General features: G+C 45.5%; 10 protein-coding genes. 5 read left to right on the top strand and 5 right to left on the bottom strand.

Features of this window, described 5'->3' with window-relative positions:
- Positions 1–157: 157 nt before the first annotated feature.
- From B3182_RS12000 to B3182_RS11980, 5 genes are all read left to right on the top strand, one after another.
- Entirely contained in the window at positions 158–1,600 is a 1,443-nt protein-coding gene (locus tag B3182_RS12000) for an efflux transporter outer membrane subunit (protein ID WP_292358381.1), read from the top strand.
- An 81-nt stretch (positions 1,601–1,681) separates the two neighbouring features.
- Positions 1,682–1,861: a PLDc N-terminal domain-containing protein gene (locus B3182_RS11995; RefSeq protein ID WP_292358383.1), complete on the top strand. Its 180-nt coding sequence runs from the start codon at positions 1,682–1,684 to the stop codon at positions 1,859–1,861.
- 187 nt (positions 1,862–2,048) lie between these two features.
- A complete protein-coding gene (locus B3182_RS11990) occupies positions 2,049–4,109 on the top strand; it encodes a BCCT family transporter (RefSeq protein WP_292358385.1) in 2,061 nt (686 codons plus the stop codon).
- A 463-nt stretch (positions 4,110–4,572) separates the two neighbouring features.
- A complete protein-coding gene (locus tag B3182_RS11985; protein ID WP_292358387.1) occupies positions 4,573–5,490 on the top strand; it encodes a LysR family transcriptional regulator in 918 nt (305 codons plus the stop codon).
- Between the two features lie 87 nt (positions 5,491–5,577).
- Positions 5,578–6,984, top strand: coding sequence for a sensor domain-containing diguanylate cyclase (locus B3182_RS11980; protein ID WP_292358388.1), 1,407 nt, complete (start codon positions 5,578–5,580; stop codon positions 6,982–6,984).
- Here the strand turns inward: B3182_RS11980 and gloA are convergent.
- The 5 genes from gloA to yidC all read right to left on the bottom strand — a co-directional run.
- Complete coding sequence (gloA, locus tag B3182_RS11975) at positions 6,938–7,492, bottom strand: lactoylglutathione lyase (RefSeq protein WP_292358390.1); 555 nt, start codon at positions 7,490–7,492, stop codon at positions 6,938–6,940. The genes B3182_RS11980 and gloA overlap by 47 nt on opposite strands.
- A 22-nt stretch (positions 7,493–7,514) precedes the next feature.
- A complete protein-coding gene (gene corA / locus B3182_RS11970) occupies positions 7,515–8,468 on the bottom strand; it encodes a magnesium/cobalt transporter CorA (RefSeq protein ID WP_292358392.1) in 954 nt (317 codons plus the stop codon).
- Between the two features lie 169 nt (positions 8,469–8,637).
- On the bottom strand, positions 8,638–9,252 hold the full coding sequence (locus B3182_RS11965; RefSeq protein WP_292358394.1) for a methyltransferase: 615 nt from the start codon (positions 9,250–9,252) through the stop codon (positions 8,638–8,640).
- An 18-nt stretch (positions 9,253–9,270) separates the two neighbouring features.
- Positions 9,271–10,629: a tRNA uridine-5-carboxymethylaminomethyl(34) synthesis GTPase MnmE gene (gene mnmE / locus B3182_RS11960; RefSeq protein ID WP_292358396.1), complete on the bottom strand. Its 1,359-nt coding sequence runs from the start codon at positions 10,627–10,629 to the stop codon at positions 9,271–9,273.
- A gap of 58 nt (positions 10,630–10,687) precedes the next feature.
- On the bottom strand, positions 10,688–11,031 hold a 344-nt coding region (gene yidC / locus B3182_RS11955), incomplete at its 5' end, for a membrane protein insertase YidC (RefSeq protein WP_292752873.1).

The raw sequence follows: 11,031 nt of genomic DNA, 5'->3' as shown, positions 1-11,031 counted from the left end.
AAAATGCGATTGGTACCGGCGTATTTGGCGGCATGCTGGCAGCAACAAGCCTGGCAATATTTTTTATTCCTGTGTTCTTTGTAGTGATCTTTACATTGGCACAAAAAATTACTGGTAAAACACCTGCTAAACAGCAGGTTTCTCAAGGAGAATCGGCATGAATGCCAAATTGAAACTGATTTCTGTAATGACATTATCAGCAGTGCTCAGCGCCTGCTCGATGATTCCCGATTATCAACGTCCTGCGAATCCAGTGATGCTGGAAGACAGTGACGCTGTCGTTAATGCCTCGTTAGCTGCTGATACAGGCTGGCAGGAATTTTACCAAGACGAGCAGCTGCAACAACTGATTGCATTATCACTGGAAAATAACCGTAACCTTCGGGCCACGGTGTTGCAGGTAGAGCAATTGCGTGCACAGTACAAAATCCAACGTGCCGAACTTTTGCCAGCAGTCGATGGCACTGCAAGCGCCACTCGTCAACGCGTACCTGAAGGCGTTAGCTCCGGCACCCAGACTGTTGGTGGCGGTGGAATTTATGAGGAATACCAGATTGGTGTTGGAATCTCGGCCTGGGAAATCGACTTTTTTGGTCGGATTGACAGTTTGCAGCAAGCCGCTCTGGAACAGTTTCTTGCCAGTGAGGCCAGCCGTAGAAGTATTCAGCTGACATTAGTTTCTGAAGTGGCCGATGCCTGGTTCAGCTGGCAGGCCACCGTTGCCCAGCTGGAATTTTCCAGCTCCACACGCGAAGCCCGGGAAGAAAGTTATGAACTGATCAACAAACGCTTTGAGTCTGGTCTGGCATCAGAACTTGCGTTAAGACAAGCTGAAACAGCATTACATGAAGCGCGTATTGCCGAGTCGAGTTTTCAGCAGCAAGCCAATCAAAACTTTACCGCGCTGGAGTTGTTAGTTGGACAAAGACTGGATCGTCAGCATTGGCAGGCTGATTGGGAAGATGATGATCCGTTATTGCAGGACTTACCGGTGAATCTGTCTTCTGAAGTGTTGTTGGCCAGACCGGATGTGATGCAGGCCGAACATCAGATTAAAGCTGCCAATGCCAATATTGGTGCTGCAAGAGCAGCTTTTTTTCCACGTATCAGTTTGACAACCGCCATTGGTATTGGTGGCTCAACCCCTTCTGATCTGAGTGATAGCGGTAATCGTTTGTGGCAGATTTCTCCACAGCTATCAGTTCCTTTACTTGATTGGGGTGTGAATGATGCAAACCTGGATGTCGCTGAGTTAGAAAAAGACATCAATATTGCCCGCTATCAGGAAACCATTCAGCGGGCATTCAAAGAGGTGCTTGATGAAATGCAGGCAAGAGAAACCCTGGATGCCCAGCTGGATGCTCAACAGGATTTAACCAAAGCAACCAATCGCAGCCTGGAATTAGCTCAAATCCGTTACGATGCCGGGGTGGACAGCTATCTGGAAGTTCTGGATGCGCAGCGCAGTCATATTGATGCCCAGTTAGCTCAAATTGATACCCGGCTGGCACGTTTACGTAACCAGTTAACACTTTATAAAGCATTGGGTGGAGGCCTAAAAGCATACTCCGGCGAGGTGATTGAACCGGCAACGCCATGAAAAGAGTTGGTTTAACAATTGATTTATCGTTATGCTAAGACGGAATTAAATTTTTATCTGAACTAGCAAAGGAGCGACAAAATGGATCTAGAAGTCGGTGGCATATTAGGTTTAATCTGGCTGATTATTGTTATCTGGGCCATTCTCAAAGTAGCGAAAAGTGGTGCCGGTACCTTAGCCAAAGTGTTATGGATTTTGATATTACTGTTCTTCCCGGTAATAGGATTTATTATTTGGTTCTTTCTCGGTCCTAAAGGCTAGACGAATACTTCACCGTACAAACTGTATTCGGTTTGTACGGTGATTTTCCCCAACACCACCCGGCATGCAATATGCCGATGATGTAAGCGTCTATCTCTCACTTCGCATTGTCAGCATCTGGTCAAACCATTCACGTTAATATTGCATGACGCTAATGATTCATTCGAATCAAAATCGGAGTTTGAGCATGCAAGCTGATTCAAAGATCCCCTCTACTATTCTGGTTCCTGTGTTTTTTCCTGCCGTTATTATTACGTTACTGTTAGTAATAGGCACAATCAGCAATCCAGAATTAGCGGGCGAAGCCTTTGCTGCGACACTCAGTTATCTGACCAAAACCTTTGGCTGGTTTTACATGCTGGCAGTGGCTTTCTTTCTTGTTTTTATCGTAACCGTGGCCATTTCAAGTTGGGGAAAAACCAAATTAGGCCCCGATCATGCCGAACCGCAATACAGCTTTCCTGCATGGTTTGCGATGTTGTTTTCAGCTGGCTACGGGATTGCTTTGTTATTCTTCGGGGTGGCCGAACCGGTATTGCATTATGCCTCGCCACCTCAAGGAGCCCCCGAAACGGTTGATGCGGCTAAACAAGCCATGCAAATTGCCTTTTTCCATTGGGGCTTTCATATCTGGGCCATATACGGTCTAACCGGTCTGGTTTTAGCTTATTTTGCCTTTCGCCATGGCTTGCCGTTATCAATGCGCTCTGCCCTTTACCCGCTTATCGGCGAGCGAATCTATGGTCCAATCGGCCATACTGTGGATGTTATTGCTATCTTAGGGACCCTATTCGGCATTGCTACAACGCTTGGCCTGTCCGTTGCCCAGATCAATGCTGGTATGAATTATTTATGGCCCAGCATCCCGGTCAGTACCTTTGTTCAGGTTGTGACCATAACCGGTATCACTTTACTGGCTATTCTATCCGTGGTGGCTGGACTTGATAAAGGTGTTAAAAGGTTATCCATTCTCAACATGGTTCTGGCCGTTGCATTAATGCTGTTTGTGTTTCTGGCTGGACCGAGTATTTTCATTCTGGAAACATTTTTACAAAACACTGGCAGTTACCTGAACAATATTGTTGAGCGGACCTTCAATCTGCAGGCTTATACCCGGAGTGACTGGATAGGTAACTGGACTTTATTTATCTTTGGCTGGACCATTGCCTGGGCACCGTTTGTCGGACTGTTTATTGCCAAAATAAGCCGAGGTCGCACCATTCGGCAGTTCGTCTTTGGCGTGCTGCTGGTGCCGACCATTTTTACCTTTATCTGGTTTTCCATTTTTGGGGATACGGCCCTCAATATGATTATGAATCAGGGGTATACCGCACTCATTACGGAAGTGCAGAATGACACTGCGATTGCCTTGTTCAAGCTATATGAACGATTACCTCTAACATCAATAGTGTCATTTATTACCGTTATTCTGATTATGACGTTCTTTGTTACTTCTTCCGACTCAGGGTCGCTGGTCATTGACTCCTTAGCGTCTGGTGGCGCCAGTAACACGCCAGTATGGCAACGGGTTTTCTGGGCATCTCTGGAAGGTCTGGTGGCGGCTGCACTGCTAATTGCCGGTGGCTTAAGTGCCTTGCAAACCATGAGTATTACCAGTGCCCTGCCGTTTGCCATCATTATGGTGCTGGCAGCGATTGGAATGTGGCGTGCTTTAGCGATTGAAGGTCATCGTGAAGCCAGTTTGTCAGCCTTCATGCATAGCTCGCAACACCGGCCGGGTAACTGGAAGAAACGTTTGGCAGGGTTGATTCACTATCCGGATTATCAACAAGTGGCAGAATTTATCAAAACGACGGCTCATCCGGCCATGCAGAAAGTTGAAACGGTTTTGCAAGAGAAAGGTTGGCCGGTTATTGTATTTTTTGATGACACCCAGCATCGCGCGTATATAGAAGTGGTTCGAGAAGAAGAACTGGATTTCATCTATGAAATTCGTATGCGTGGCTATGCCATGCCCACCTTTGCTTATCCACAAATGGCAAGAAGTGAAGATGGTGACAAGCGCTATTACCGTGCAGAAGTCTTTATGCGGAGGGGTGGCGCGGCCTATGATGTGTTTAACTTTGATCAGCAGGAAGTCATTGATGACATTCTAAATCAATTCGAGAAATACATGCATTTCATTCATATATCGCCAGGCATTTTGCCATGGAAAATGCAGGAGCATGACGATATGCTCAATGACAAAGGTGAAATCCATAATAATGACCTGAAAACACCCAGCTGATGAAATTAGTTGTGCTTTCTTTTTCATCACTGCTTTAGGTTTTCATTAACTTAACGAAAAGTATGAAAACGAGATGAATAAAAAATCCACAACGATTTAGAGACAAAAAAAACCCGATGCACTTTGCAGTAACATCGGGAAAGGGCAAACAAACAATAAATTGGGGAACCATTCAAACCTTCAGATAAGGCGCCTAGGGTCTGTTTATCTTTCAGAGACAGCTATAACAGATCAGCAGACCCTATTGTTAATGCTTTCTTAACCAAGCTCCCTTTATGCTTAAACCAAGTGAATTTCGCATCAGCCTGGGACTTATTCGAAGATGAAAATATACAATCCCTGGCGATCATTCACTTAATCAATTACAATCCAAACCTTTAATGCAAATGATAATGCTTATTATTTGTAATGAAAAGTATTGAATCATAAACATAACGTTGCATAAACCTGAACAGGCTTACATATGAATGATCGTGCAGTTTTGCCAGATATGAGAGCGGTGACAGCCTTTGTTGAAATCATTCGGTCTGGCAGTTTAACGTTTACCGCAGAACAACTGGCTATTCCTAAATCCACGTTAAGCAGACGTATCAGCCAACTGGAACAACGTGTTGGTCAGCAATTACTTCGACGGGAATCCAATCGACTTATCCCAACTCAGGCAGGCCAGATATTTGCCGAGTATTGTCAGCAATTTATCGATCTTGCCCAGCAAAGTCAGTTAGCACTGGATGCTCTGCAACTTGAGGTAAGTGGCACGCTTGATTTCACCTTTCATAATGCTTTCAGCTGCCGCTGGCTTAGCGAGAAAGTAGAAATGCTGATGACGCAGCATCCAAAATTGCATCTTAAAATGCGTACCGGATTCAACCTGCCTCAGGCCACCGTTGGTGAATCAGTCATTTTGTGGCTGGGCCCCGTAACAGAGAATGGGCTTCGCCATGAATGTCTGGGTCAGCTTTCACAGGGTATTTATGCCAGCCCGGAATATCTGCAACAGGCAGGAGAAATCCTTCACCCGCATCAACTGACTGAACATAAATGGGTTGATACTCTGGAGCACTCGACACAGAATATTCTATTAAAACATCCTCATAAAAAACCATTTCAATTACCCCCACAGCAATCCCAGATCTCAGCCGATCAATTCATCATGCAGGCTGATGCCATTGCTAGAGGTAAAGGGTTGGGACTTTATCCGAACTGGTTAGCTGAATTGAGCATAAGTCAGCACACCGTCAAATTGCAACGTTGCCTGGAGGACTGGCATGGTCCCAGTTTGCCGATCTGGTTAATGTATCCCTATGGACATTTATCAAGGCGCACCAGAGTATTTATAGATCATTTGAAAAGTGAGCCTCCTGCAACCTGGAAATACTGAACCTCTGTGCGCTATGCCACATAAATACTTGAATGGGTAAATGCATCAGCCTATTATTAAATAAAAAATAAATGGTGTTAACTAGGCATGATGCACTCCCCGCCCGACGGCAAACAGAGCCGGTCCACTTCAACAGATAATGAGTTGCTCAATCATTTACGTGCTGTTTCATCTTATCTACCCGGCTTTATTTATCAGCTTTGTTTAACCCCTGACGGTAAATTCCAATACACCTACACCAGCTCCCGATTAGAAGCTTTATTTGGTGTAACCCAGCAACAGGTTGCTGAAGATGCCTCTGTATTATTGAAAATGATTCACCCGGATGATTATCAACGGGTCATCAATGAAAGCATTCAATCTGCTGAAACCGCCAGTGCCTGGCATAGTGAATTTCGCATGGTCCTTAAAAATGGCCATACCATCTGGATTGAAGCCTATGACACTCCCATACGTGAAGCTGATGGCACTATTGTCTGGACCGGCTATGGTAATGACATTACGCAACGTAAAAGCTACGAGACAGCTCTGAACGAAAGCGAGTCAAAGTTCAGGGCCTTTGTTGAAAATGCCAATGACATTATCTATTCATTGTCGCTGGATGGCCTGCTTACCTATGTATCACCCAATTGGACCGAAATCCTTGGTCATCCAATTAGTGACGTTATCGGTCGACATTTTGATCAATTTGTTCATCCCGATGATGTCTCGGCCTGCCACAATTTTTTGCAGCAAGTACGTCTCAGTCGACAGAAACACAGTGGTATTGAGTACCGGATAAAACATTTTAATGGGCATTGGTGCTGGCATCGCAGTAATACCGCACCGTTATTTGATAATAATGGCGAGGTGGATTCCTTTACCGGAATTGCCAGAGATATCTCTGAACATAAACTGATGATGCAGCGTATGTCGCATATGGCGCATCACGACACCCTGACCGGCCTCCCCAATCGTGCCAGCTTTACCGAGCATCTAAATCAAGCCATTGTATTAAGTGAGCGTGAGAAACAGGCCCTCGCAGTATTATTTCTGGATTTGGATAAATTTAAGCCGGTCAATGATAGGCATGGACACGCTATCGGTGATTTACTACTGCAACAGGTTGCCAACCGTATTCGACAATGTTTACGTGGGGCAGATATTGTCGGACGTATTGGCGGTGATGAATTTGTCGTTTTACTGCAAAATATTCATCATGTTGCCAATGCTCAGCAGACCTCCGAAAAAATCTGCGAGTGTCTGAGACTGCCATATGAAGTGGACGGCAAAATCCTGCATATCGGCGTCAGTATTGGTATCGCGGTATATCCGTTGCATGGCAGTAATGCCATGCAACTGGTGCGATATGCCGATGAGGCAATGTACGAGGCTAAAAAGCTGCCTGATAGAATCCAGGTTTTTGCCAGCCCACCACTTGGAAGCGGCTCAACTAAAACTGAAGAACTTAAGCAAGGTGATCTTTCAGCAAATTCGGCTGACGATCAGGAGTAAATATTTCTATCCAGTAGCCATCTGGATCCTGAATAAACGCGATACCTTTCATCTTGCCATCATTAGGGCGTTTGACAAATGGAACGCCAAACTCCTCAAAGCGCGCGCAGGCAGCATCAATGTCGGGAACGGCAAAGCCAATATGACCAAAGCCCCGTGGTTCACTATTACCGTTATGATAAGCCACCTCATCTTTGTCTTCATCTCCCCAGTTATGGGTTAATTCAAGCATAGCTGGACGGGCAAAGGTTTGTTTGATGCGCTCATCATTATCGTCCGACCAATCCTGCCGCTGCTCCGGTGAAATAGCCGCCATGAAATATAAGGTGAACTGCATTTCCGGAAAATCAAAACGTTTGATAAGTGTCATACCCATCACTTCAGAATAAAACTTCAGGGTACGTTTTGGATCCTTAATGCGGAACATTGTTTGGTTAAACACATAATCATGTGTGGCCGGATCATGCGTTTCACTCAAACCTTCTGCTTTATCAAAATGTCGACTCATCTGTGTTACTCCTATGAAGATTTTACAACCAGCCTTTACGTTTGAAATAAAGGTAGGGCGCCATGCCTGCTGCCACCATCAGACCAATAGCAAATGGATAACCGAAGCTCCAATCCAGCTCCGGCATATATTTAAAGTTCATTCCATAAATGCTGGCAATCAATGTTGGTGGTAGAAACACCACCGCGGCAATCGAGAACGTTTTAATGATCTGTGCCTGTTGGATATTGATAAACCCCTGAGTGGAATCCATCAAGAAATTTATCTTATCGAATAAAAATGTCGTATGCGACATCAATGTCTCCAAATCTCGCAATATCTCATATAAGGTTTCCCGTGATGCACCCGGCTCTCGTAAGTGACGCAACAAAAAAGAAATATCACGTTGGGTATCCATTAAACATAAACGGATCTTTCCGTTACTGTCTTCCAAACGCGCTAACTGACTGATGGCATCTTCCAGATCAGCACTTTCATCTTCTAAAACCAGATGGCTGACCCGTTCTAGCTGGCGATGGATATCTTCGAGATTATCGGCATGATTTTCGACTTTTTGTTCCAACAGGGTGATCAGTAAATCCGTTGGTGTCTCACAACTCACCTGCCCACGGCGAGCTCGCATTCGTAATAATCGAAAATCACTTAATTCACCATCACGAATGGCAATAAGTCTATCCGGCTGCAAAATAAACGCGACCGAAACCGTGTGATGTCGCCCTTCTGAGTAACCCAGAAATAATGAATGCACATGCAGACCATCCTGATCGGTAAAGCACCGAGCCGAGGCCTCAATTTCTTCTACATCATCGACATCGGGTACTTCATCGCTGAACAAAGTCGCGAGTAATGCGCGTTCATCATCATCGGGCTCCAACGCATCAATCCAGTCGGCTTCTTTTAAATGATGCCCCAATACCTCGCCTTCAACTTTGATTTCCTTAATTAAGCCATGAGCAATTTTGTATAGGCGTAGCATGCTGGCTCCTATTTAGTTTGGGTTTGCCTAAGGGAATGGTTAAACATTGTAACGCAAGACGATATCATGCTTCTCAGACTATGGCATTTGAGTGGCAATTCCATGACAGTTGAGTTTCAGACCTAGGTTTCATCTCCGCCTCTATTGTGAGATGAAAGATCAACAAGCCCTAGTGAAATACTGCCATCTGGGTGGGTGAACCTAATTGCAGATCTGCCTGCCCAATTCCTGAAAAATGTACTTCATAATTATGACGGGCAGCAACGCCTCTGGCCCATTGCTGAAATTTCTGCCGAGTCCATTCAAACTGATGATCCGGATCCCGAAACTGTCCGGGATATAGCCCGTATAGCGGATTGTATTCGTAGTTAGGTGTTGTCAGTATGATTTGTTTTGGACGCATCACTGCAAAAACATTTTGTTCAACCTTGGATAACAGTCTCGGCTCAATATGCTCAATGGTCTCAATCATCACTGCCAGCGGAAAACCATAAAGCTCTGGATGCGGTTCAGCATATGATGCGTTAATTAACCTTATTCTGGATGGAGTTTGCTGAAGGTATGCTGCCAGTTTTTCACGCGCCTGCAGAATAGATAAGCTGGATTGTTCAACACCAATAACCTGCTCAATCTGCGTTTCATTTAACAGCTGCCACAGAAAAGTACCTGAGCCACAGCCTAAGTCCAAAAGCTGTTTGACCCCGCTTTGCTGAACTAATTTGAGGATATGTTGATGCCGTACTTCATGCAAATCACTGATTTGGGTGTCTTGATTTGGGAACATGACATGCCTGCAAAAAGATCATTTACCAATACAAAAACTGGAGAAGATGCGGTCTAGTAAGTCTTCAGTCGTGAATGTCCCGGTAATCTCTCCCAGAGCAGACTGAGCAATACGCAGTTCTTCCGCGAGTAATTCACCCGCGCCCATACCTGTCAGACAGTCATAGCCTGCTTCAATGGCTTGTTGAGCGCGCTGCAAAGCATCCAGATGTCGACGACGCGCCATAAACACCCCTTCTTCTTCCGGATGAAAACCTACTACCTCGCATAAATGATGTGTCAGCAAATCCATCCCTTCGCCACTTTTTGCGGATAGATAGATCACTGATATGCCATTTTCATTCGTTATTTCAGCAGCATGGCCGCTTTGGTCGATCTTATTTCGAATCAAGGTAAATGATTTATCGCTCGGTAAAGCAGAAAGGATTTTTGTATCCTGTTCCGTCATGCCAAGCTTATCATCAATTAATAGCAGAATATGATCAGCTTGTGCCAATTCGTTCTGCGTTCTGCGGATACCTTCAAGCTCAACGATATCACTGGTGGCATCATGCAGGCCGGCAGTATCGGAAATACGCAGTGGCAAACCGCCCAAATGAATTTGCTCTCGTAATACATCACGAGTTGTACCGGCTACTTCAGTCACAATAGCTGCATCATGGCCCGCCAGCCGATTATGCAGACTGGATTTGCCAGCATTGGGCTGTCCGGCCAACACCACACTGATGCCCTCGCGTAATAAGCGGCCTTGTCGGGCACTGCCTTGAATACCTGCCAGGGTTGCCAGTAGTTGCTGTAATTGTTTATCCACCTGAGCTTCACCGAGGAAATCGATTTCTTCATCGGCAAAATCAATGGAGGCTTCAACAAACATTCTTAAATAGGTCAGTTCTTGCAAGAAGTCATTAACCTTTTTGGAAAATTCCCCCTGCAACGAACGCATTGCACTACGAGCAGCCAGTTCGGTTGAGCTTTCAATTAAATCTGCAACGGCTTCAGCCTGTGCCAGATCCATCTTGCCATTGAGAAATGCGCGTTCAGAAAACTCTCCGGGCCTAGCCATTCTGGCACCCAGTTCAACTGCTCGCTGACATAGTCTAGCCATCACCAATGGACTGCCATGCCCCTGCAACTCGATGACATCTTCACCGGTAAACGAGGCGGGTCCGGCAAAATACAACGCAATGCCACTGTCGATAATTTCTTTATCGGCTGCTCGAAAGTGGGTGAATTTTGCCTGACGGGTTTGTGCCAGTTTGCCGCAGATTTGCTCGGCTATCTGAGCACTTTCAGGGCCGGATAAACGCACAACACCGACACCACCGCGGCCGGGCGCAGTGGCAATGGCTACGATAGTGTCGGTGTAATGCTCTGTCATAAATAACTCTGTTTACTCAGCTGTAAACAGTGGAGTTCTGCTTATCCTGCTGAAAGGGTTACAACGCACCCATTTTACGAGTGATATACCACTGCTGAGCTATTGATAGAAGGTTGTTGACCACCCAGTAAAGCACCAGACCTGCCGGGAAGAAAGCAAAAAAGACGGTAAAGACAATCGGAAAGATCTTCATCATCATCGCCTGCGCCGGATCCTGAGGCATCGGATTCAGCTTTTGCTGGAACCACATCGATAAACCAAACAGCACTGGTAAGACAAAATAGGGATCCATTGCCGTCAAATCATTAATCCACAGGATGAAATCGGCTTGACGCAGTTCAATACTTTCCACTAAGACCCAATAGAAAGCCAAAAAGACCGGCATCTGCACCAGAATCGGCA

This window comes from Methylophaga sp. UBA4204 (assembly GCF_002379485.1).
GTDB lineage: Bacteria > Pseudomonadota > Gammaproteobacteria > Nitrosococcales > Methylophagaceae > Methylophaga.
The sequence above is the reverse complement of the archived record's forward strand: the minus strand, read 5'-3'. Positions and strand labels throughout refer to the sequence as shown.

Excerpts from the sequence above, each read along its gene's own strand:
- gloA (WP_292358390.1), bottom strand. The coding sequence starts at position 7,492 with ATGAGTCGACATTTTGATAAAGCAGAAGGTTTGAGTGAAACGCATGAT.
- corA (WP_292358392.1), bottom strand. The coding sequence starts at position 8,468 with ATGCTACGCCTATACAAAATTGCTCATGGCTTAATTAAGGAAATCAAA.
- B3182_RS11980 (WP_292358388.1), top strand. The coding sequence starts at position 5,578 with ATGATGCACTCCCCGCCCGACGGCAAACAGAGCCGGTCCACTTCAACA.
- B3182_RS11965 (WP_292358394.1), bottom strand. The coding sequence starts at position 9,252 with ATGTTCCCAAATCAAGACACCCAAATCAGTGATTTGCATGAAGTACGG.
- mnmE (WP_292358396.1), bottom strand. The coding sequence starts at position 10,629 with ATGACAGAGCATTACACCGACACTATCGTAGCCATTGCCACTGCGCCC.
- B3182_RS11995 (WP_292358383.1), top strand. The coding sequence starts at position 1,682 with ATGGATCTAGAAGTCGGTGGCATATTAGGTTTAATCTGGCTGATTATT.
- B3182_RS12000 (WP_292358381.1), top strand. The coding sequence starts at position 158 with ATGAATGCCAAATTGAAACTGATTTCTGTAATGACATTATCAGCAGTG.
- B3182_RS11990 (WP_292358385.1), top strand. The coding sequence starts at position 2,049 with ATGCAAGCTGATTCAAAGATCCCCTCTACTATTCTGGTTCCTGTGTTT.
- B3182_RS11985 (WP_292358387.1), top strand. The coding sequence starts at position 4,573 with ATGAATGATCGTGCAGTTTTGCCAGATATGAGAGCGGTGACAGCCTTT.